This window comes from Frigoribacterium sp. CFBP 8759 (assembly GCF_014841655.1).
Lineage (GTDB): Bacteria > Actinomycetota > Actinomycetes > Actinomycetales > Microbacteriaceae > Frigoribacterium.
The window spans coordinates 993931-1015616 of record NZ_JACYUH010000002.1 but is presented as its reverse complement, the minus strand read 5'-3'; the positions used below and the strand labels follow the sequence as shown (position 1 = coordinate 1015616).

18 protein-coding genes and 1 tRNA gene are annotated in these 21686 nt (G+C 68.4%); 9 read left to right on the top strand and 10 right to left on the bottom strand.

What is annotated here, in order from left to right; all coding sequences use genetic code 11:
• Positions 1-173 precede the first annotated feature (173 nt).
• The 7 genes from IFT79_RS10045 to IFT79_RS10015 all read left to right on the top strand — a co-directional run bounded on the left by IFT79_RS10045 (position 174) and on the right by IFT79_RS10015 (position 7026).
• Positions 174-1271 (top strand): prephenate dehydrogenase, encoded by a 1098-nt coding sequence (locus tag IFT79_RS10045; RefSeq protein ID WP_056044918.1) that lies wholly within the window; start codon positions 174-176, stop codon positions 1269-1271.
• 134 nt (positions 1272-1405) lie between these two features.
• Complete coding sequence (cmk, locus tag IFT79_RS10040; RefSeq protein WP_192124008.1) at positions 1406-2083, top strand: (d)CMP kinase; 678 nt, start codon at positions 1406-1408, stop codon at positions 2081-2083.
• Between the two features lie 48 nt (positions 2084-2131).
• Positions 2132-3601: a ribosome biogenesis GTPase Der gene (gene der, locus IFT79_RS10035; protein WP_369794368.1), complete on the top strand. Its 1470-nt coding sequence runs from the start codon at positions 2132-2134 to the stop codon at positions 3599-3601.
• A gap of 165 nt (positions 3602-3766) precedes the next feature.
• The gene (locus IFT79_RS10030; protein ID WP_192123905.1) at positions 3767-4075 is read left to right on the top strand and encodes a hypothetical protein; all 309 of its coding nucleotides are present in this window, start codon (positions 3767-3769) and stop codon (positions 4073-4075) included.
• A gap of 86 nt (positions 4076-4161) precedes the next feature.
• The gene (locus IFT79_RS10025; protein WP_192123903.1) at positions 4162-5865 is read left to right on the top strand and encodes a hypothetical protein; all 1704 of its coding nucleotides are present in this window, start codon (positions 4162-4164) and stop codon (positions 5863-5865) included.
• On the top strand, positions 5858-6406 hold the full coding sequence (locus IFT79_RS10020) for a hypothetical protein (RefSeq protein ID WP_148053606.1): 549 nt from the start codon (positions 5858-5860) through the stop codon (positions 6404-6406). Before IFT79_RS10025 ends, IFT79_RS10020 begins: the two co-directional genes overlap by 8 nt.
• Before the next feature lie 53 nt (positions 6407-6459).
• Positions 6460-7026, top strand: a complete 567-nt coding sequence (locus IFT79_RS10015) for a hypothetical protein (RefSeq protein WP_342211815.1) — start codon at positions 6460-6462, stop codon at positions 7024-7026.
• Between the two features lie 212 nt (positions 7027-7238).
• On the opposite strand, the gene IFT79_RS10010 is transcribed toward IFT79_RS10015, so the two are convergent.
• Positions 7239-7691 carry a winged helix-turn-helix transcriptional regulator gene (locus IFT79_RS10010; RefSeq protein WP_123569915.1) on the bottom strand — a complete coding sequence of 151 codons (453 nt, stop codon included), beginning with the start codon at positions 7689-7691 and terminating at the stop codon, positions 7239-7241.
• Positions 7692-7745: 54 nt separating this feature from the next.
• Here IFT79_RS10010 and IFT79_RS10005 point away from each other — a divergent pair, with 54 nt between their 5' ends.
• Complete coding sequence (locus tag IFT79_RS10005) at positions 7746-8969, top strand: MFS transporter (protein WP_192123901.1); 1224 nt, start codon at positions 7746-7748, stop codon at positions 8967-8969.
• Positions 8970-9633: 664 nt separating this feature from the next.
• On the opposite strand, the gene IFT79_RS10000 is transcribed toward IFT79_RS10005, so the two are convergent.
• The 4 genes from IFT79_RS10000 to IFT79_RS09985 form a co-directional block, all read right to left on the bottom strand.
• Entirely contained in the window at positions 9634-10503 is an 870-nt protein-coding gene (locus IFT79_RS10000; RefSeq protein ID WP_342211814.1) for an ABC transporter permease, read from the bottom strand.
• Complete coding sequence (locus IFT79_RS09995) at positions 10500-11564, bottom strand: aliphatic sulfonate ABC transporter substrate-binding protein (RefSeq protein ID WP_192123899.1); 1065 nt, start codon at positions 11562-11564, stop codon at positions 10500-10502. The genes IFT79_RS10000 and IFT79_RS09995 overlap by 4 nt, the downstream gene beginning before the upstream one ends.
• On the bottom strand, positions 11561-12589 hold the full coding sequence (locus tag IFT79_RS09990) for an ABC transporter ATP-binding protein (protein WP_192123897.1): 1029 nt from the start codon (positions 12587-12589) through the stop codon (positions 11561-11563). Before IFT79_RS09990 ends, IFT79_RS09995 begins: the two co-directional genes overlap by 4 nt.
• 70 nt (positions 12590-12659) lie before the next feature.
• The gene (locus IFT79_RS09985) at positions 12660-13589 is read right to left on the bottom strand and encodes an HNH endonuclease (RefSeq protein WP_192123895.1); all 930 of its coding nucleotides are present in this window, start codon (positions 13587-13589) and stop codon (positions 12660-12662) included.
• Between the two features lie 153 nt (positions 13590-13742).
• On the opposite strand from IFT79_RS09985, the gene IFT79_RS09980 reads away from it, so the two are divergent.
• Positions 13743-13819: transfer RNA gene (locus IFT79_RS09980), tRNA-Pro, on the top strand.
• Positions 13820-13860: 41 nt separating this feature from the next.
• Here the strand turns inward: IFT79_RS09980 and IFT79_RS16905 are convergent.
• From IFT79_RS16905 to IFT79_RS09955, 5 genes are all read right to left on the bottom strand, one after another.
• Positions 13861-14742 carry a DUF4357 domain-containing protein gene (locus IFT79_RS16905; protein WP_192123893.1) on the bottom strand — a complete coding sequence of 294 codons (882 nt, stop codon included), beginning with the start codon at positions 14740-14742 and terminating at the stop codon, positions 13861-13863.
• Between the two features lie 19 nt (positions 14743-14761).
• On the bottom strand, positions 14762-16561 hold the full coding sequence (locus IFT79_RS09970; RefSeq protein ID WP_192123891.1) for an alpha/beta hydrolase: 1800 nt from the start codon (positions 16559-16561) through the stop codon (positions 14762-14764).
• Between the two features lie 53 nt (positions 16562-16614).
• Entirely contained in the window at positions 16615-17709 is a 1095-nt protein-coding gene (locus IFT79_RS09965; RefSeq protein WP_192123889.1) for a type I restriction endonuclease, read from the bottom strand.
• Positions 17710-17823: 114 nt separating this feature from the next.
• Positions 17824-19014, bottom strand: a complete 1191-nt coding sequence (locus IFT79_RS09960; protein WP_192123887.1) for an McrC family protein — start codon at positions 19012-19014, stop codon at positions 17824-17826.
• Positions 19011-20969, bottom strand: coding sequence for an McrB family protein (locus IFT79_RS09955; RefSeq protein ID WP_192123884.1), 1959 nt, complete (start codon positions 20967-20969; stop codon positions 19011-19013). The genes IFT79_RS09960 and IFT79_RS09955 overlap by 4 nt, the downstream gene beginning before the upstream one ends.
• Positions 20970-21686: the final 717 nt, after the last annotated feature.

Sequence of the window (21686 nt, the reverse complement as noted above, 5' to 3'; positions counted from 1 at the left end):
GACCGTGGCGGCGACCGTCCGTACCGTGGCCGACCCGACGCCGGGGGACGTGGTCCCCGAGGGGGCGGACGGTCGTGACCGACGCGCACCGCGCCTCCTCGTCCGACGACGCCTTCGGGTCTGACGCGCTCCTCGCTCACGCGCCGTCGGCCGACCCTTCGACGGTCGGCGTGCTGACGGCGGGCAGCCGCCGGTTGGCAGGCCAGGTGCGCATCGTCGGTTCGGGTCTGCTCGGTGCCAGCATCGGTCTGCGTCTGCGTCAGCACGGCGTGGACGTGATCCTCGACGACGTGTCACCGGCGGCGCGCAGCCTCGCCGTCGACTACGGCGCCGGGCGGCCCCCGGCCGACGGCGACGCCCCCGGGCTCGTCGTCGTCGCCGTGCCGCCCGACGTCACCAGCGACATCGTCGCGCGCGAACTCGACGCCTGGCCCCAGGCGCTCGTGACCGACGTCGCATCGGTCAAGGTCGCCCCGCTCGCCGAGTTGCGTGCGCGCGGCGCCGACGTGTCGCGGTACATCGGCTCGCATCCCATGGCCGGCCGCGAACGCGGGGGAGCCGTCTCGGCTCGCGCCGACCTCTTCGTCGGCCGCCCCTGGGTCATCGCGGGGCACGACGACATCACGTACCGTCGGGCGGCCGCCGTCGAAGACCTGGCGCTCGACCTCGGAGCGACCCCGATCGAGATGACGCCGGAGGAACACGACGCCGGCGTCGCCCTCGTCAGCCACGCGCCGCAGGTCGTCGCCTCCCTCATGGCGACGCGTCTGCGCGACGCACCCGACGCCTCGCTCGGCCTCGCCGGTCAGGGCGTCCGGGACGTCACGCGGGTCGCGAGCAGCGACCCGGCGCTCTGGACGCAGATCCTGGGGGCGAACGCCTCCCGCGTGGCCGTCGTGTTGCGCGACCTGCGCGCCGACCTCGACCGCGTCGTCGAGGCCCTCGAGGCACCCGACGCGCCGGGCAGTCGCCGCGCCGTCGCCGAGAGCATCGGCGCCGGCAACGTCGGCGTCGCCCGTCTGCCCGGCAAGCACGGGCAACAGACCCAGTTCAGCTCGGTGATCGTCATGGTCGACGACACTCCCGGGCAACTGGCCCGCCTGCTCACCGAGATCGGTGAGATCGGCGTCAACCTGGAAGATCTGCGGCTCGAGCACTCGCCGGGCGCGCAGGTAGGACTCGCGGAGGTATCGATCGTGCCCGAACAAGAAGACCGACTCGTCACCGAACTCGAGACCCGGGGTTGGACCGTCGTGGGGGCGTTCGCGTGAGCGGCGACCTGGGCGGCACGAGCCCCGTCGGCTCGTCGGACGTCGACCCCGAGCGCTCGCCGGGTGATCACGGCGTCGGGGGTCCCGCCGGCGAGGCCCACGTCGAAGAGTTGCGGGCCGAGACCGCCGAGGCCGTGCACCGCCACGTCGTCGTGGCCGTCGACGGACCGGCCGGGAGCGGCAAGTCGAGCGTCAGCCGCGCCTCCGCAGCTTCCCTCGGCTTCGACTACCAGGACACCGGGGCGGCCTACCGGGCCTTCGCCCTGCACGCGCTCGACAGCGGCGTCGACCTCGACGACGCCGAGGCCGTCATCGCGACGCTGCCGACGTTCCACTACGCGATCGGGATCGACCCGGCCCGCGCCTCCTCGGTGACGATCGGTGGTCGCGACGTCACCGACGAGATCCGCACGCCACGCGTGACGACGGCCGTCAGCCACGTGGCCAAGCTGCCCGAGGTCCGCCGGTTCATGGTCGACCTGTTCCGCCGCATCATCGCGTCGACGGACAAGCCGGGCATGGTCACCGAGGGGCGCGACATCACGACCGTCGTCGCACCGGATGCCCAGGTCAGAATCCTGTTGACCGCGAGCGAAGCCGCTAGAATGGCCAGGCGTTCGGCCGAGGTGACCGGGCAGAGTGCCGAAGAGACAGCTCGGCAGCTCTCGACCCGCGACCGGCTCGACAGCAAGGTCGTCGACTTCATGACCGCCGCACCCGGCGTCTCCACCGTCGACTCCACCCAACTCGACTTCGACCAGACCGTGCAGGCCGTGGTCGAGCTCGTGCGAGCGAGCACCCCCATTTCTTAAGGAAGCCCCATGGCAGACGACGACAAGTACCCCGAGCTCGACGAGCAGATGGTCGACCGCATCCAGACGATGCCCGACGAGGACGCCGACCAGCGCGCCCGAGCCCTCCGCGCCGGCCTGACCGACTACGACCTCGACGAGGGCGACATCGACGTCCTCGAGGGGGCCGACTGGGACCCCGACGCACTCACCTACGCCCCGGCCCTGCCGGTGCTGGCGATCGTCGGCCGACCGAACGTCGGCAAGAGCGCCATGGTCAACCGCATCCTCGGGAGGCGCGAGGCCGTCGTCGAGGACAAGCCCGGCGTCACGCGCGACCGCGTCTCGTACAAGGCCGAATGGGGCGGACGCCGCTTCACGCTCGTCGACACCGGCGGATGGGAGCCCGACGCGATCGGCATCGACCGCTCGGTCGCGATGCAGGCCGAGATCGCGGTCGACCTGGCCGACGCCGTGCTGTTCGTCGTCGACGTCAACGTCGGGGCGACCGCCACCGACGAGGCCGTCGTGCGGATGCTCCGTGCCTCGCACAAGCCGGTCATCCTCGTCGCCAACAAGAGCGACGACGCCCGGAAAGACCTCGAAGCCGCGTCACTGTGGTCGCTGGGGCTGGGCGAGCCCTTCCCCGCGTCGGCGCTGCACGGTCGCAACGTCGCCGACCTGCTCGACCTGTGCATGACCAAGCTGCCCGCGGTCTCGACCGTGGCCAAGCAAGAGATCGGCGGCCCTCGTCGCGTCGCGATCCTCGGTCGACCGAACGTCGGCAAGAGCTCGCTGCTGAACAAGGCCGCGGGCGAAGAGCGCGTCGTCGTCAACGAGCTCGCCGGCACGACCCGTGACCCCGTCGACGAGCAGGTCGAGATCGCCGGTCGCGTGTGGACCTTCGTCGACACCGCCGGCATCCGCAAGCGCGTCCACCTGCAGCAGGGCGCCGACTTCTACGCGTCGCTGCGCACCTCGGCCGCGCTCGAGAAGGCCGAGGTCGCGGTCGTCGTGATCGACGTAACGGAGCAGATCTCGACGCAGGACCTGCGCATCATCGACCTCGTGCTCGAGTCGGGTCGCGCGCTCGTGCTCGCCTTCAACAAGTGGGACCTGCTGGACGACGACCGTCGCCGCTACCTCGAGCGCGAGATCGAGCAGGACCTCGACCACGTGTCGTGGGCCCCGCGCGTGAACATCTCGGCCCGCACGGGTCGTCACCTCGAGAAGCTCGTGCCCGCCCTCGAGCTCGCGCTCGAGTCGTGGGACACCCGCATCCCGACCGGCAAGTTCAACGCCCTGCTCGCCGAGCTCGTCGCCGAGCACCCGCACCCGCTGCGGTCCGGCAAGCAGCCGCGCATCCTGTTCGGGACCCAGGCCGCGAACCGCCCGCCGACCTTCGTGCTCTTCACGACCGGGTTCCTCGACCCGCAGTACCGTCGCTTCATCACGCGACGCCTGCGCGAGATCTTCGGCTTCGAGGGGACGCCCATCACAGTCAACATGCGCGTCCGCGAGAAGCGCAAGCGCCCGTAGTCCTTCTCCCGTGCCCGTCCCGTCGACGGAACGGCACCGCCCGCAGGCCCGCCTGTGGACTGAACGCCCGGTTGTGGATCGTTTCCACACCGGGCGTTCTGCATTGCTAGGGTGGCTCCCATCGGCAGCGATATGTGAATGTCGCATGATGGAGGGCGAGGGTGCATGGCAGACCTGGTGGTGGACGAGAAGACGTTGACGTCGGTTGCGTGGCGGGTGTCGACGGCGGCCGTCGACGCCGAGGTGTCGGCGACGCTGACGCTCGGGTCGGCGGCCGACGTCGGCTCACCGAACGTGGCGGGGGTCCTCGACGAGGCGACGGGGCAGCTGGTGAGACGGGCGGGGTTGGCCGTCGAGGCGATCCAGGCGGTGGGCGACTTCACGACGACGTTCGTGCGCGAGTTCGAACAGGTGGAGTCGCGGCTCGCCGCCGGCTTGCCGGTGGACGACCTGGCCGGGGTGGGGTCCAAGTGAGTGCCGACGCCGACCCGGGGGTCGGGTCGGTCGAGGGCATCCGGCAGCTCGCGACGACGAGGCGGACCGAGGTCGACGATCTCGAGGTGGCGGCTTACCGGTTGGCCGAGGCGGCGAGCTGGGGTGCCGAGTGCTGGCGGGGACGCTCGGGCGAACAGTTCGTCGCGTCCATGACGGACGTGTCCGCCGAGGTGACTGCTGTGGCTCGGGGCCTCGAGCACCACGCGGCGGCGCTCGAGGCGTACGCGGTCGACGTGTCGTTGATCCAGGGGTCGCAGCAGACCCTGGAGGCGCGGCGCGCGATGGCCGAGCAGGACATCCTCTCGACGGGGGTCGCCTTGAAGACGATCATGCGTGAGGCGCAGGACGCGGCGCGGGACGACCTGATCGGCATCGTCGTGGAGTCCGAGTACCGCTCGGGTGAACGGTCGACCTTGCAGCGTCGCATCGACGACGAGCAACGCGAGCTCGAGGTCGTCGCGGGCTTGTGGGCCGACCTGGTCGAAGAGCGGGCTGCGGCCGATCGTCGGTGCATCGCCGCGCTGCAGAGCCCCGAGGCGATGGGGCCCCTGCCGCAGGTCACCGGGGAGGCCCTGGCCGCGGGGTCGTCCGAAGAATTGCTGGCGCTGCTGGCAGGGCTCTCGGCCACCGAGCTGACGATGTTGCTCGAGCAGCACCCCGAACTGGTCGACGAGGCGTTCCTGGCCGATCAAGAGCGGGTGCGGGCCTGGTGGGACGAGCTCGGCCAGCAGGGTGCGCGGAACGCTGATGGGCTGACCGCGGTGCAGGTGGCACTGGTGCGAGGGGCTCCGGCGATCATCGGGGCCCTCGACGGTCTGCCGCCGTCGGTACGGGTCGCGGCGAACGTGTTCAACGCGAAGCGGCGGATGGCCGAGATCGACGAGATGGTGGGGCCGATCGGGCGGCGGGGGCTGCAAGGCGACGATGAGCTGCTGGCCGCACTGGCGCGCGAACGAGCGTACCTCGGGCGAGCGGTGGCGGAGCCGCCGACGGTTCAGTTGTACCTCTTCGACCCGACGAAGAGTCGCATCATCGAGATGATCGGCGACTGGAACGAATCGACCAGGACGGTGCTGACCTACGTGCCGGGGACGCTGACGAACATGGACTCGTTCTACGGGAAGAACGGAAGTCTGCAGCAGATGGCGAAGTGGCTGGAGGCGAACGATCCGGATGGAACGTCTGTGGCGTTCGTCTTCAAGGACGGAGTCTTCCCGGGTGGCGCCGAAGGCAGCAAGAACCCGGCCGAATTCGTCGGGGCTTTCGCGCAGGCCAACGACCCCGAATTCGCGCGCGGGACGAGCAAGGCGCTGTACGACTTCCAGCGGGGGCTGGCCGTGGATCCGATCAGAACGGAACCCGGATACCGCGACGTGGCCATCGGGCACAGTTGGGGGTTGGCGAACATCACGTCCGCCGAGGTCCACGGGGCCACGTACGACAAGGTGATCTCCCTCGCGGGTGCCGGGATGCCGCCGGAGTGGGAGCCGCGAGCGGGCACGACCTACACCGACTACAGCTACTGGGACTTCCTGATGGAGGCCCAGTCAACCGGTGGTGTCTGGGGCGGGCGGAACCCGAACCGGTCCGACGACTTCGACTCGCGTGGGTACTACCAGAGTCCGCATGACGTGGAACTCGAGCAGACCGGGGCAAGCTACACCCCGGTCTGGAAGCTGGACGACAACCATGCGCTCGTCGCTCGATCGAGTGACGACAATGCACCGGTGCGCGATGCCTTGAGGCGGGAGCTGTTCCCTGATGGCTAAAACCAAGGCGAGATTTATAGCGATTCGGTGTGCAGCCGTGATTGCAGTGTTGTCCAGCTTGGTCGCGGGTTGCGCCCAAGAGACCCCGGAGGGGCTTGAGCAGATGAAGTACATAGACGAACAGACCGATCGAGTGGATCTCGCGGCCTTGAAACGCGACATCATGGTGACTCAACGAGACCTGGCGTCCATGGGCGGCGCGGAGGGCATCGTGGGCATCCTGGAGCCAGCCGACGGGGTCCTGATGTCGTGTTCCGAGGGTCGACACCAATGGACCGGGTCGACGACTATCGAGTACGCCGAAGCCCCAGAACAAGAGGCGTACTTCTCCCTCGTGGAATCAGAACTGGCTGACTCTGCGGACTTCCGGACCGAGCGGGTCTTTACGCCTGATGGCAGGGACGAATGGCTCGTAGTGTGGAGCACAGATGGAACTCGCTACTCCATCACGGTCTACACGGGCCGCTCGAAGGTCCAGGTGTCGTCGAGTTCGTGGTGCTTCACGCTGCAGCCCGGGCAGGCAGAGGGTGGTCAGTTCTGAGGGTGGGATAGGGCACCATAGGTGTTCGTGAGACGAGCGGACGGGGTGCGAGGGTGACGGGCGCTGGGCTGTGGCACCGCGCCTCCTCTGGGTTGGGGTTGTCGGCCGCGGCCGACCGGGTGTGGCAGCGGCTGCAGCTCGACCGGCTGGCCGGGGGGCGACACTCGGGCTACGTCATCCACGAGGACATGCAGCGGCACCCGCGCACGGTGCTTAGCTTCGTCGGCATCCGGTGGCTCTTGTTCGGCGAGACCGTGGTCGGGCTCACCGCCATCTTCATCGCCGCCGTCCTCACCAGCCGAGGCGAACACGTCCCGTGGGCCGTGTGGTTTCGCTCCACGGTCGTCCTGTTCATCACCGCCTCGCTGTACGTATTCGCGTGGCGCGCCCAGCTCGGCTACTACTGGGCCTACTCGCGCCTCCGCCTGTTCAGCCGCATCTTCCCGATCGTGACGCTGATCATCGCGACCATCCCCGGGCTCTACCCCGGGTGGATGGTCGTCGAACAGATCGTCTTCTCGCTGCTGATGATCGGCATCGGTGACCTCCTCACGAGCGACCACATGCGCGCGGCCTTCCCGCGACCGGCCAAGCCCGACGTGGTCGACAGCGCGGGCTGAGAGTCCGCGCGCCCCGCACCACGCCACGAGATGAACAAACCGCCATCTGATTCCGTGGCGGGGTGTTTATTTCGTGGCGGGCTGGCGGGCTGGCGGGCTGGCGGGCAGGCGGGCTCGCAGGCGGGGCTGCGGGATTGGCGGGTGGACCGACAGCCGGGCGAAAGCAGGCAGGTGGGCCGGCGGCAACGGCCGCGGACCCGAGGAGGCGCGGCCTAAGCGCCCGCGCGCGGAACCATCTCGACGTCGGCGGGTTCGACCTCGCGGCCGTCGCCCGTGACGAACGCGACCCGCACGGGCTCGCCCGAGCCGGCGACGCTGAACCGCCGTGCGGCGCCGTCGGGGTGCGGATCGTGCTCGTCGCCCCAGACGGCGAGGGCGGCCAGCACGGGGGAGAGGTCGCGGCCGGCGTCGGTCAGCAGGTACTCGACGCGCTCTCGGGCTCCGTCCTCCCGGTAGGTCGAGCGCTCGAGCACGCCGGCGGCGACGAGCGACTCGAGCCGGGCCGTCAGCACGTCGGGCGACAGGCCGAGCCGCGCCCGGAACTGCGAGAACCGGGTGTGCCCGAGCAGCGCCTCCCGCACCACGAGCAGGGCCCAGCGCTCGCCGAGCAGGTCGAGGCTGCGCGCGATGCCGCAACGCGGGTCGAGGGGTCCACGAGAAGCCATGCCGACACCCTACCTCGATAGGCTTTTCGTATCCAGGGTGCTAGCGTCGCCGACATGCCCCGTGACCTCGCTGCCTCCGTCCGTCCCGACGGGCCGGACCGGCTCGCGTTCTGGGCCTGCGCCTCCGTCCTCGCCCTCGCCCTGTGGACGAGCGGCGCCGCGACGCCGGTCTACCCGCTCTACGCGACCGACTGGCAGCTGACACCGTTCGTCACGACCGCGATCTTCGCCGTCTACCCGCTCGTCCTCGTCGTCGTGCTGCTCGTCTTCGGCAGCCTCAGCGACACGATCGGCCGGCGGGCGAGCATCCTGCTCGGCGTGAGCGCGTCGATCGTCGGTGTGCTGCTGTTCGCGCTGGCTCCGGACGTCGGTTGGGTGCTGGTCGGCCGCGCGTTCATGGGCCTCGGCGTCGGCCTGTCGCTCAGCCCCGCCACCGCCGCGATGATCGACATCGCCGGTCCCGTCAACTCGGCGCGCACCGGAGCCATCAGCACCGCCTCCACCGCTGTGGGCCTCGTCTTCGCGACGCTGCTCGGCGGAGCGCTCGTCCAGTACGCGCCCGAACCGCTGCACCTCACGTACTGGGTTCTGCTCGTCGTCGAGGTGGGCGTGCTCGTCCTCGTCTGGCGGCTGCCGCGGGACCGGGACGAGCAGGCCGGGCAGTGGAGGCCACGGTGGCCGAGCGTGCCGCGCGCGCTCCTCGGGGCGGTGGGCGCCGCGGCCGTCTGTGTCAGCGCCTCCTACGCTCTCGGGGCCGTGGTGCTCTCGCTCGGTGCCGAGATCGGCGTGACGCTGATCGGCAGCGACAACGCCTTCGTGACCGGCGCGGTGATCGCCCTGTCGATGGTGGTCATCGCAGTCGTGGCGCTCGCGTCACGACGCGTCCCGGTGGTCGTCGCCGTCGTCGTCGCGGCGGGGGCGACGGCGCTCAGCTTCACGGCACTGGTGCTGGCCGCGGCACAGCAGTCGTTGGGGCTGTTCCTGGCGTTCTGCGTGCTGTCGGGAGTCGGCTACAGCCTCTTCTTCGCGTCGGGGCTGGGGATCGTGTCGCGGTTCGCTCCGGAACACCACCGGGCGGGGACGCTGTCGGCCGTGTACCTCGTCGCCTACCTGGTGCAGGGGGCGACTGCCCTGTGGCTCGGGGCGCAGGCGACCCGCGGAGGGCTCGAGAGCGCCGTCGACGTCGGAGCCCCGGTGATCGTGGGGCTGGCGCTCGCGGCGATGGTGGCGGTCGTCGTGGTGATGCGCGGGCGGGAGCGGCGGCGGGTGGCGGCGTAGGGGGCGACGTGCGGCCAGCGGCGGCCGGCGGCGGGCAGCGGGCGGCGGGCGTCGGTCGCGGGGCGGCACAGTTTGCAGCCGGCAGCACAGCCCACAGCCCGTGGGCCGCGGGCCGCGGGCCGCGGTCGGCGGTCGGCGGTCGGCGTTCAGCACAGCTTGCGGTGGTCGGCACAGCCTGCCCGCGTAGGTCCCGCTATAGGACGGCAGGGAGCGGAGCGCAGGAGGCGCGGGCCGGGCAGGGTGCGCGGCGTCCGGACGGGGCGAAGGTAGGAGGCGCGGGCCGGGCAGAGTGCGCGGCGAGCGGACGGTGCGAGTGCAGGAGGCGCGGGCCGGGCAGGGTGCGCGGCGTGCGGACGGGGCGAGTGCAGGAGGCGCGGGGCGGACAGGACGCGCGGCGTGCGGATGGGGCGAACGTCGGAGGCGCGGGCCGGGCAGGGTGCGCGGCGAGCGGACGGCAGGTGGTCGGCTTGCATCACGCCACGAGGTACACACGCCGCCACGCGATGTCGTGGCGGCGTGTGTACTTCGTGGCGGGGTGGGGCGGGCCACGTCGCCAGGAAGTGGTCACCGCGCCAGGCTTAGTCCTGGCGCAGTGACCACTTCCTGGCGTCATGCCCGGGCGGCACGGCAGACCGCCCGCCGCCCGCCGCCCGCCGCCCGCCGCCTACCGCCAGCGCCGCAGCGCCACGCGCTGCACGACGTTCAGCACGGTGTCGCTCAGCGTCCCAAGCAGCGCCAGCAGGACGATGGCGAGGAAGATCCGGTCGACGCGTCCGTTCGACTGCGACTCGGTCAGCAGGAAGCCGAGGCCCATCGACGATGCGATCAATTCGGCCGCGACCAGGAACAGCCACGCCTGCGCCAGCGCGAGCCGCAGCCCCGACACGAGCGACGGCAGCACGGCCGGCAGCTGCACCCGGGTGAAGAGCGACACCCGCCGCAGGCCGTAGGCGCGTCCGGCCTCGACGAGCTGCGGGTCGACGTGCCGCAGCGACCCCGCGACCGTGGTGAACACCGGGAACGCCGCACCGATCGCGATCAACGTCACCTTGGAGTCCTCGCCGATGCCGAGGTACAGGATCAGCAACGGCACCCAGGCCAGCGACGGCACCGCCCGCACGGCCGCGATCGACGGCGCGAGCAACGCCTCGCCCACCTGCGACAACCCGACGACGGCGCCGACGACCAGCCCGATAACGGACCCGACCACGAACCCGATCAGCACCCGCTGCACCGAGATGGCGACGTAGAGGCCGAGCTGACCCGTGGCGGCGAGGTCGACTCCTGCCCGCGCCACGTCCGCAGGGGACGGCAGGCGGTACGAGGGCACTCCGCCGACGGTGGTGGCGAGCACCCAGGCGGCGAGCACGGCGGCCGGCACGAGCACCCCGAGCAGGGCCAGGCGGCGGGGAGCAGGCTCGCCCGGGGTTCCCGGGCGTCGCGGGGCGGGCGACCCGGACGAGGAGGCGCGGCGTCCGTCGTCGGCGACCCGCGCCTCCTCGGTTCGGGGGGTGGCGGTCAGGGTGCTGCTCACGAGGTGGACGCGGCTTTCGCGTACGAGTCGTCGAAGAGCGAGTCGAGGGCGGCGTCGACGTCGTCCTGCGAGGGGACGTCGCCCGACTCGACCAGGATCGGGCCGACGGTGTCGAGGACGGCGCGCTGGTCGGCTCCGGGGGCGGGGTCGATGTCGAGGTGGGTGCGGTCGATCACCGTGGTGGCGACGGCGGGGTCGATCGCGGCGGCCTTCGCGAGGATCGCGGCGGTCTCGTCCGGGTTCTCGAGCGCCCAGGCGCGGGCCTTCTCGTACGAGTCGACGACGACCTGCGCGACGTCGGGCGACGCCTCGAGGAACGACTCGGTCGCGTTGAGGAACCCGTAGCTGAGGAAGTCCACGTTGCGGTAGAGCAGCTTGGTGCCCGACTCGGCCTCGCTGGCGGCCATGATCGGGTCGAGCCCGGACCAGGCATCGACGCTGCCGTTCTCGAGGGCGGCGCGTCCGTCGGCGTGCTGCAGGTTCTGGATCGTCACGTCGGAGGCGCTGAGCCCGGCCTGGTCGAGCGCCTGCAGCAGGAAGAAGTACGGGTCGGTGCCGGTGGTCGCCGCGATCGTCTTGCCGCGGAGGCCCTCGACGTCGGTGATGGTCGAGTCGCCCGGGACGACGAGCGCCGACCACTCGGGCTGCGAGTACACGTCGATCGTCTTGATGGGGGAGCCGTTCGAGCGGGCGAGCAGCGCGGCCGAGCCGGCGGTCGAGCCGACGTCGACCGCTCCGGCGCGCAGCAGCTCGTTGGCCTTGTTCGAGCCGGCCGACTGGGTCCAGTTGACGGTGACGTCGTTGCCGAGGGCGTCCTCGAGGTAGCCCTGGTCCTTCACGACGAGGCTGAGCGGGTTGTAGGTCGCGAAGTCGATGTCGAGCGTGTCGGTCGACCACTCGCCGTCGCTCGCCCCGGCGCCGCCTGCCGCGTCGGCCGCGCCGGTGCCGGCGTCCTCACCCGCGACGCAGCCGGTGAGGAGGAGGGCGCTCGCCGCGGCGAGAGCGAGACCGCCGGCCCAGGAGGCGCGGGTGCGGGTGGTGGGGGAGGTGCGGAAGGTCATCGGTTCGTCTCCGTGCTGTCGGGGGCGGTGCGGTGGTCTGCGGGGGTCGGTTCGGGTGCGGTCTCGGTACGGGGGCGTCCGGCGGTGGCCGTCGCGGTCAGCGTTCTGGTGGTCGAGTTGCCGGCATGGACGCGGTGGACGCCGAGGTCGGCGAGCAGCTGGAGGCGCAGCTCGGCCAGGGCGGGGTCGTCGCGGTCGCGGGGGCGGTCGCCGGGCACGGTGACGATGCGCTGGATGCTGGGGGCGCCTCCTGCGGTGGGGGCGTGCGCCGCGCCTCCTGCGGTGGGGCCGGCTGCGTCAGCGTTGGCTGCGCCCGTGTCGGCCGTGCCCGTGGCGCCGGCGGGCTGCGACCGCGGCCGCGAGAGGTCGGCGAGGACGACGATGCGGTCGGCGAGGTAGAGGGCTTCGTCGACGTCGTGGGTGACGAGCAGGACGGTGGTGGGCTCGGCGCGGTGGATGTCGAGCAGCAGGTCGTGCATGCGGAGGCGGGTAAGGGCGTCGAGGGCTCCGAACGGCTCGTCGAGCAGCAGCACCTTGGGGGCCCGGGCGAGGGCGCGGGCGAGGGAGGTGCGTTGGGCCATGCCTCCGGACACCTGGCGGGGGCGGAGGCCGGCCGAGCTGCCGAGCCCGACGAGGTCGAGCAGTTCGGTGATGCGGGCCCGGCCGGCGCCCTTGTCTGGTTTGCTCCCTCGCTCACCTTTCGGCAGGCCGAGTTCGACGTTCTGGCGGAGGGTGCGCCAGGGCAGGAGGCGCGGCTCCTGGAAGGCGATGGCGCAGCGTTGGTCGGTGGGTCGGGTGGGGGAGGCGTCGATGTCGACGGTGCCGGAGTCGGGCTGGTCGAGGCCGCCCACCTGGCGCAGCAGGGTCGACTTGCCGCAGCCGGACGGGCCGACGATGGCGATGATCTCGCCGGCCGTCACGTCCAGGTCGAGGGCGTGGAGGACGGGGCGTTCGCCGAAGCGCTTCCCGATGCCGCGCAGACGGATCGGCAGGGCCGAGGAGGCGCGGGTCGTCGAGGTGGGCATGTCACGACGGTAGGTGGGCGGGGTGCCTGCCGTCCCGTGGGGTGTAACGGGGCGAAACACTCCGTTCGGTCTAGGACCAGGTAGAGAAGGCCGCCAGCGCGGCATCCGTTCGGTAGAACTTCCGGAGGGCTGAGGCGGACGGTGCCGCCGGCAGGTGGAGGAGGTCGTCGCGGGTGACCTGCAGGTCGGCCTTCGAGATGCCAGGCGCGTAAGTGATGCGGCTGCCGTCCGGCTCGAGGCGCAAGAGGAACGCGTCGAAGGCGACGTGGTGGTTGAGGCACAGCGGCAGGCCATTGAGAGCTTCGTCGGCGCCGCCGATGCTCTTGGGGATGAGGTGCGCACCCTGGATGAGTCGGGGGACGGTGATGTCGCACAGGGCGCAGGTCGGGCCGTAGCGGTTTAAGACGTCGATCTTGAAGCGGCGCTGCTGGGTACGCTGCTGCACGAGTCGGAGGGTTTGCTCGGGGAGGCCGCCGAACAGGTCGACCTCTTCTTCTGAGGCGGGCAGCTCGTCGTCGGATGGGAGGGGGAGGACGGACTCGACGAAGGAGAGGTAGAAGACGGCGGCATCGTCGTCGAAGGTGTCGACGTAGCCGAGTCGGACGTCCTTGAGGGTCGAGCGCAGGGCATTGGGGGTCACGACAAAGAGCGGGAGGCCAAGGCTCTGGGCGCGCTTGACCGACTCGATCTCGTTGCGGTCGAACGAGGCGTGACGTTGTGTGGACGGGTAGTGGTAGTCGAGGTGCTCGTCGGTGAGGTCGTCGGCGTAGGACGTACCGGTGTGCTGCAGGGTGAGGGCGACGCGGCCGGGTGAGCCTTTGGTCCAGTCGCCGGTGCCGTCGAAGAAGATGCCGGCTTGGCCTTTGTAGAGGCCGAGGACGCGGATGGCGGCCGGGGTGAGGCCCTCGGCGTTCCCGACTTTGGCCAGTTCGCTCCAGAGCGTGAGGCGTCGCTCGTACTCGCCGCGCGTCCAGTCCGAGATCCCCACGAAGGAGATCATGACTCATGTATGCGGAATCCTGGGAGATCGTCATGTACCCAGTGCGAGGGGCCGGCTGTGAGTGGACTTTGGAGGTCGCTGGATCGGCTATGCTTGTCGGGTTGCCTCGGTCGGGGCAACACCAAGAAGGCAGTTGCTCAGCAACGGTTTTCTCGGGCTGTGGCGCAGCTTGGTAGCGCACTTGACTGGGGGTCAAGGGGTCGCAGGTTCAAATCCTGTCAGCCCGACCATAACAAGAAGTGAATCTCGACTCGAGGCCGGTTCGTCGTAGCTAGAGGTCCCGAAGCTGCCAGTCACCGTAAGTCATTCCTGTCCTGGCCTCCACCCAGGCTGCTCGACCGTTGGATGCTCGTCCCGTGACTACGGACGCAGCAGCCGATGGGCTAGCGAATACGACGTCACGAGTAAAAGTCGCTGGAGTGTCTGTGACGTTAATGGTGCCGTCGGCTTCAAGTTGATCGCGCAGACGGTCGTATGAGCTCGAGCCGACGCGATTGGTGCGCGCTTGTGAACCGGTGAGAACGGTAAATTCTCCGTCGACTTCCATCGCGTGGGCGACGAGGCTCTCCTTCTGTTGGTTCAGTGTGAAGGCTGGGATGACGGGCGAGAGGGCCGGTGAGCTGAGCGGCGGGCGTGCAGCTCGGTGAGTAGACCGAAGCACATTGAGACCGAGAACGGGCAGGACGATCTCGACCTGTGAGAGAAAACTCTCCATGTCGGAAACGTCGGCTTCCGGGAGGGCGATGGGGGTGGGTGCGGTCGCATTCGTCACATGTGACCGCTGTGCATTGCGTGCCCCGTCGATGAGTCGGGCCTCGAGGTACCTAGCGTGCGCCTTCGTGAGGTTGGAGTCTTTGCTCGTCACGATGACGCACCTCTGCCAGAAGTCCTTCTCACGTGAATGGGCACTCAACCTCGCGCCGATATCGTCACCTTCTCCGATGTAAATCTGGACGCCTCCGAGCCTCTCCGGGTCATCACCTACAAGGAGATAGACACCCGTTCGGTGTGCATCTTCTCTGCGCAGCAGGGCGGCAAGGTCACTCCGGGGCCCGGCGAGGACATGACCCGTCCAGTTCATGATTTCGGCAGTTACGAGACCGCCAGGGGTTCCGTCGACGAGGAAGAGGCGAATCGATTTCCCTGTGGTCACGAAGTAGCCCTTACAACCGTCACGGCGTCTCTCGATCGGGGTTTAGGCCGGGTTCGAGTCCTTTGGCGGAGAGGTAACGCAGCGCCAGCTCCACGGTTACGATCTTTCGCTTCAATTCCTTGATGCCGGGAGATGCCTCGTCACTGAACTCGTCCATCCGCTCGTATTCGCGCCTCACCTCGCGCTCGATCTGAGTCAGGATGCCCCAGACAGCAGGGTCGGGTTCTAGTTTTTGCCGTTGGCGAAGCATGGTGGCCGCCAACCGACGCTCCACCACCGCCTCCAGCGTGTCTGCGCTCGTTCCTTGGCCAGCGAGACCGTAGGCAATTCCTCCACCGCCAGCGGAGACGAGCGTTCCCGCTGTCAAGAGGCCACCGATCATGCCGCCCGGGCCGAATGTGGCCAAGGCGCTGGTCAGCGCAGCGGCACCAGCCAGACCGGGCGCGGCAGCCAGCGCCAGCCCACCCGTCGCGACGACGAGGGCCGCGGCCCCGACACTCAAGGCACCCCACTTGATCCAGTTGACGCCACGTCCTGGAGTCAGTTCAGTGCGGGCTTCCTTTGCTGCCTCGAAGACGTCCAGGCCATATTGGGAGCCGAGTCCCATTTCGGCCGTGAGGTCCTTCATGGCCGCTTGCCATTTGTCCCGAGGTAGGTCGATCTCATAGGGACGAATGACGTTCTCTGCTGCCAGGACCGTAAGGAGCACTACTGCGTCCTCCTTCGTGCGGTGACGGCTCGGGAGCGGCTCAACGAGCGGTGCAGTGATATCGCTCGCATCGAAGGCGAGCCGAGTTACTTCACCCGGAACCGATTTTCCTGCTTCCTGGTTACGAACAACAATTTCCTGGACCGCATCGGCTTGAACCCGTCGCAAGGCTCCCGTGAACCTGTCGAGTTCGTCGCCCTTCAGCTGCTGTCTCATCAGATGGGCATAGCGAAGGGCCAACATGACAAGCGATTCGGCTGGATCGAGGGGCACGTCCACGCCGAGCTCGCGAATCGAGACTTCGCGGGACGCCGATCCATGGAGAGCAAAACCGATTGCCGTCCCTACTGCCTCCGATTGCAGGTATTCCTTCGCGAGGTGCCCCTGAATGAGGTCCTTCGTGGTCTCGATTCTGAAGTCGACCAGCCACGGTATGACGGACGAGAGGCCGCGGTGGGCAGCGATCGGGTCAGACACATTCCAAAAATTGACCCACCACGACAAGCTGGTCGGTGGCTCCCGCAGGGTCTCTTTCAACTTGTCGACGTCGAAGGCGCCGTTGGCAAGGGGGCTGCCAATCGTCACCATTCCCGCGACCTCGAGACCAGCTGGCAGACGCCGAAGAAGATCTGCCGCAATGACCGATCCGAGGCTGTGGCCTACGATCACGAGTCGCCCCGATGCCGGCAAACTAGCGAGAATCCGGTTGAGGACCTGGGCTCGGATCTGTGGTCTCGTGAGGTAGTTGTGAGCCTGTTGAAAGAAGGGTGCAGCGATCCCAACACCTACTGCAGCATCGAGTCCCGGAATGCCTTGTCCACGCTCGTGCCTGCCTAGTCGAGATTCGATTGCTCCCATTCGGGCCTCAAACGCGCGGCGGTTCTGGCGGGCCGCGTCACGAGCCGGAGCCTTGAGCGTGACGTCTGGGATGTCTTCCTTGACGTCCCAGTCTTTCAACGCATGCGCGTACTTGGGCGCGATGATCCGCGCATCCTCGAGAGCCGGATAGCCCAGCTGTTCGAGAGTTTTTGAGAGGGTTACTCGCCAGTTGTCATCTTTGTCGCCTTTTCCTACGCCGTGCAGGAAAAGCAGGATTGGTGCAGTGGTCACAGTCGATTCCGTTCGGGTCAGGTCGGTGTGATGCTTCAGCTTGAGGTTCGGGCTCAGGCGTAGGACTTGATGACGCTGCGGATCGCATCCGCGTGTTCATAGATGCCGTCGAGGGACTCGATAGCGTGTTTGGTTTCGACTTTCTCCGCATCGAAGACGCCGAGGTACTTCTGCTTCTTGCCGTTGAAGTGCAGGCGCGCGATCGGCTTGCGGTTGTTGTCGTCGAGCAGGACGGCGAAGTAGGACTTCGCGTCGCGGTGCACGATGCGCTCCGGCTTGACCTCGCTGCAGGCGATTGCCTTGACGATCTGGTAGCCCTCGAGCTCTTCGAGGGTGGTCTCCGTCTCGGTGTCCCGATCGAGGTCGGCTTCGACGACGGCTTCGCTACTCACAGCGCCCGCGGGGGCTTCGGCCGGCATCGACGGGAAATTAGGGGAGCCCAGCGCGGTCTTCAGACGGTCGTTCACCTGGTCGTTCAGGAACTGCTTCGATGCCTTGACCACGAGCGGCGTGAATTGGTCGCGGACCTTCTGAGTGAACGAGCCCTCGTAGACGCGGGTCGTGACGAACTTGATCCAGTCGTCGGAGGGGTCACGGAACTGGGCTGCTATGGCTCGCTTCAGCTGGCCGACGTACTTCAGCTCCTCCGCCGCACTGATGACTGAGTCGAGGTCGAAGACATCCTTCGTCAGCTTGCTGAGCTCGGGGAGGAGCGTCTCGTCGATGTCGGACAGGTCGAGCACGAGGAATGGCTTGTCGTCCATGCGGTTCGGCTTGTCGAGATCCGTGTAGAAGTGGTAGCTCTCGCCGTTCGTCAACACGGCGATTCGAGCGTTCGTCACGGCGAAGTAGCGGAACAGCTGTGATGCATGTTCGATTCGCAGGGGCTCGGTCGACTTCTTGCACTCGATCAGAATCTGGACTTCGCCGTCGCGCATGATGGCGTAGTCGATCTTCTCGCCCTTCTTCACGCCGACGTCGGCTGTGAACTCGGGTACCACCTCAAGTGGGTTGAAGACGTCGTAGCCGAGGATCGTCGAGATGAACGGCATGATGAACGCGTTCTTCGTCGCTTCTTCGGTCTGAATGGCTTCGCGCTGGTTCTTGACCTTCAGCGCAAGTGCGGCGAGTCGCTCGGCAAACTCCATCGTTGTCCCCCTGTTGTGACGGTTTCTCAAGAGACTAGGGGACGCGAGAACTGCTCACTGACGTATCCGCTTTCGACGATGAGCCCCATTCGGGGGACAGTCTGTGTCAGTCGTTCAGTGGACTGGTTCGCATGAAGCCACTCGAGGTTCCGCCGTCGATCGTACGAACTGGCGGAGCACCTCGACCATGTCTCGCGGAGCCAGGGTCACGTTCACACGAACCGACTGAACCACCACGGTAGAAAGTGCGATCGACGTGCGTTGCCCTGGCAGGGCCGCCGTATCGGCGACGTAGATGAGTGTGCCCTCATCCAGGCCCAAAACGGTGCAATAGGCGAGCATCTGGTACAGGTCCTCAACTCTGAGTGAACCGATCTTGTACTTGGCATCGACCACCACGGCGGGGACGTCGCCGATGAGATGGACGAAGTCGGGGCGAATGGGCTGTTCGCGTTCACAGTCGAGGTGCGTCGGGTACTGGCCGACGCTGACGCCGGTCGAGACCGCGGCGAACGACTCCGTCAGCGCCGCCGTGACGAAGCCCTCGAACGCTTCGGCCATGTTGACCACGAACGACGCGACCGCCTCACCGCCAGCGGTCGTCGACGGCGCGACACGGGCGAGGATCAGCTCGGCGAAGCGCACCGCTGGTTGGTACCGCTCGTTCAGGCGGGTGGGCTGCCACGACGGCAGGGACTCGCCAGGGTGCACCAGCGAGGCGTCTACGAGACGGGACTCGAGGTGGACCAGGCGACGCCGCGCCTCCTTGGTGACTCGGGGTAGTGCGAGCAGGACGCGGGCCGCTGCCCTCAGGAGTTGGTTCTCAGCAATGTCGACGGTGTACTCGTCGACCGTGAGTTCGACCGGGAGGAGCTGGCCGCCTCGGCGGGACATCTGGTCGGAGAAGCGGATGCGCCCGCGGATGGCGACGGCGGTCTCGTCGAGACGGCGGTAGCCCTGGAGGACTCCGCGGCCGAGGGCACGCTCCATGAGACGGGCGTAGGTCTCGGCGATGGCCGGGAAGATGTCGGCACCCGTGCCAGCGACCTCGTCGGGTCGGAATCCCGGATCTGCGGCGTAGCCGAGCATGAAGAGGACGGACGAGAACGGTGCCTTGGGCTGGACCACGATCTCGTGGCCGCCGACTGCGACGGAGCCGACCCGGTTGAGCTGGGGCTTCACCTGCGGGCCGGTCGAGGTGATCTTGGACTCGAGCAGGCCCGTGTCACAGGCGCGCTCGATGACCTCGAGGTCGAAGGGGGCGGGTGACCAGCCCCCGTTCTCGCGGAGGTCGAGGCGCGTCATCGGGGTGTCGTCTCGGGGAAATCGTCACCGACCTCGAGGGCGCCGCCCGCGTCGACGACGCCGGGCTCGAGGGCGGCGAGACCGAACCGTGCCCGCACCTCGGCGCGGGACATGCGGCCGTAGTAGTGCTCGTCGAGGAGGGGCAGGATGTCGTGCTCCCAGATGCGTAGAAGGCCGCGCGCGGTTCGCGCTGATGCGCCCATCAGATACGACGGGCCGATCTGGAAGTCGCGATCGGTGTCGCCGATGCGGTCGTTGAGCTGACGAAGTAGCGCTCCGCGGCTGACGTCGTGATGCTGGGCGGTGGACCATCGGTCGATGAGGCCGCGGACGGGCTCTTCGGCGGGGTGCAGTTCGACGAAGGCGAACCGGCGGCGGATCGCTGCGTCGACGAGTGAGATCGATCGGTCAGCGGTGTTCATGGTGCCGATGACGAACAGGTTCTCGGGGAGGCGGAAGTCGTCTTCGGGGGAGTACTGCAGCGAGACCTTCGCGTCTCGGTACTCGAGTAGGAGGTAGAGCTCGCCGAAGACCTTGGCGATGTTGGCCCGGTTGATCTCGTCGATGATCAGGACGTGGGGCACCGAGGGGTTGGCTGCGGCCGCATCGGCAAGGAGACGAACGGGGCCGGGGGCGAGCCGGAACGTGGCGGTGCCGTTGTCGTCGACGGTGGGACGGAAGCCCTCGAAGAAATCTTCGTAGGAGTACGACGGGTGGAACTGCACGATCTTCGTGGCGCCACTAGGGGCGACGAAGTCGGCCAGCGCCCGCGCGAGGTAGGTCTTGCCCGTGCCGGGAGGGCCGAAGAAGATGAGCTGCCGGCGTTCGTCGAGGAGGTCGATGACGTCGGTGAGCCAGGGGCGGTCGTAGTGGAGGCGGGCGGCAAACTCTGGTGTGGCCTCGGGGAGAGCGACTATGTCAGCGGGAGTGGGATCGTGCATCAAGTAGTGGGCGTCCGAGATGGTGGAGTTGCTCGCCAGGAGGTCGAGAACAGCGTGGGGCACGTCGGCTTCTGCGACGGGCGGCCACCAGTCGACGGGGCGCTCGCCTTCTGAGGTGAGGTCACCGATGACACCGACGTGGACGGACTGGTCCTGGTTCACGAACACCTGGTCTCCGGACCGCATGGTCACGTAGAAGGTGGTAGCGGCGTCGACCTGAGACAGGACGTCCTCGATTGGTCGCCGACCTGCTCCAGCGCGGAGGGCAGCATCGCGGATCGATCGGCGATCGACAGCCTCGCCCGGGTCGAAATCGAGAGACGGCGCGACCAAGGGGCGGCCGGGGATGGCGGCGGGAACGGCCCAGCCGTGGCGTTCGACGACCGCCTTGGGTGCACGCCACTCGTCACGCCAGGGTGACGCGTACCAGTCGATGTCGAGATGACCGTCGGGGTCGAGGCGGTCACGGAGGGCGAGCAGGTCGCGGTCGACGTCACCAGTGGAATCATTGAGGGCCGCGCCGAAGGCCTCGTGGATTGACTGTTTGTCGGCTGCCGAGACGATGCGCTCGAAGTAGGTCGGCCAGACCAGGGCGAGGAGCGAATTGCGGATCGGAGCGCCGTCGTCGCCGACTTCCAAGGCTCGAGCGCGGAACGCCCACGGATCGTCGAGTGCCTCTTCTCGGGCGTCCTCGGCGAGATCGTCCCAGAGCACGATGAAGCGGCAGAGCCACTGCACGTGCTGGGGTATCTGCTGGTTGAAGCCCTGCCCGCCGTTGAAGACGCCGAGCGTGTGGAGGGCGTCGACGACCTGCTCGGGCACCGACGGCGTGTCATCGAGGGCATCGAGGATGTCCTGAAGCAGTCGCCGCTTGGTCTGCGGGAGGACGTTGACGAGAGGGAGGCGCTGGACGAAGCAGAGTTCGGCGGCGAGCAGGACGACGGCGCGGGGCTGGCCCGCGAGCTGTCGGACGAGCCGGTCGCGGAACGTGCCGTCAGTCGAGGCTGCGTCCATGGCACGGTCGAGGGAGCGGGCCGTCTCGGCGGTCCATGTGACAACACCGCTGTCGAAGACAGAGCCCTCACCGCGCAAGCCGGGCCCGAGCACCAGGCGGGCGGCTTCGGAGATGGCATGCCGTTCGGCGCGGCCGGTCCGGACGGGCTTGTCTTCGGGCGTCGCGGGCGAGGCCGGGTCTCTCGTCCCGCGAATGGCGGCGCAATCGGAACACCAGCCGGGGTCGGTCTGTGAACGGAGCTCGACGTCGGGGGCGTTCCGCCAGGCCGAAAGGGTCTCGTCAGGCGACCACGTGCGGACGGGTGTTCCGACACCGTGCGCGCACCCGGGCAGGTGGAGCTTGCCAGAAGGGGCCTCCTCGTAATCGTCAGGCGAGGTGGCGAGGCCCCACTCGACGCCGGCGAAGCTGCGCGTCGAACCGGGGACGCGACCGCGGGCGCCGGGAGCTGAGCTCTGGACGTCGAAGCCGAGACGTCGAAGGACGGACTGGGCTCTTCCCGAGTCGAAGTCGCGGTTGGTGAGCCCGGTTGCGGCCGACAAGACCTGTTTGACCGGGAACCGTCGACCTGCAACGTCGACCCAGTAGGTGGTCACCGGTTCCGGGGTGCGCGAAGCCAAGTCGACTTCGATGCCCTTTTTCGTCAGCTCGTACGTCGACGCGTTGATCGTCACCTGCATTGCATCCCCCTTGATCGTGTTTGTGATTCTGCCCGACCC

Excerpts from the sequence above, each read along its gene's own strand:
- IFT79_RS09990 (WP_192123897.1), bottom strand. The coding sequence starts at position 12,589 with ATGCCCACCTCGACGACCCGCGCCTCCTCGGCCCTGCCGATCCGTCTG.
- IFT79_RS09965 (WP_192123889.1), bottom strand. The coding sequence starts at position 17,709 with ATGGAGTTTGCCGAGCGACTCGCCGCACTTGCGCTGAAGGTCAAGAAC.
- IFT79_RS09995 (WP_192123899.1), bottom strand. The coding sequence starts at position 11,564 with ATGACCTTCCGCACCTCCCCCACCACCCGCACCCGCGCCTCCTGGGCC.
- IFT79_RS10030 (WP_192123905.1), top strand. The coding sequence starts at position 3,767 with ATGGCAGACCTGGTGGTGGACGAGAAGACGTTGACGTCGGTTGCGTGG.
- IFT79_RS10020 (WP_148053606.1), top strand. The coding sequence starts at position 5,858 with ATGGCTAAAACCAAGGCGAGATTTATAGCGATTCGGTGTGCAGCCGTG.
- IFT79_RS10010 (WP_123569915.1), bottom strand. The coding sequence starts at position 7,691 with ATGGCTTCTCGTGGACCCCTCGACCCGCGTTGCGGCATCGCGCGCAGC.
- der (WP_369794368.1), top strand. The coding sequence starts at position 2,132 with ATGGTCGACCGCATCCAGACGATGCCCGACGAGGACGCCGACCAGCGC.
- IFT79_RS09960 (WP_192123887.1), bottom strand. The coding sequence starts at position 19,014 with ATGACGCGCCTCGACCTCCGCGAGAACGGGGGCTGGTCACCCGCCCCC.
- IFT79_RS10005 (WP_192123901.1), top strand. The coding sequence starts at position 7,746 with ATGCCCCGTGACCTCGCTGCCTCCGTCCGTCCCGACGGGCCGGACCGG.
- IFT79_RS09985 (WP_192123895.1), bottom strand. The coding sequence starts at position 13,589 with ATGATCTCCTTCGTGGGGATCTCGGACTGGACGCGCGGCGAGTACGAG.
- IFT79_RS09955 (WP_192123884.1), bottom strand. The coding sequence starts at position 20,969 with ATGGACGCAGCCTCGACTGACGGCACGTTCCGCGACCGGCTCGTCCGA.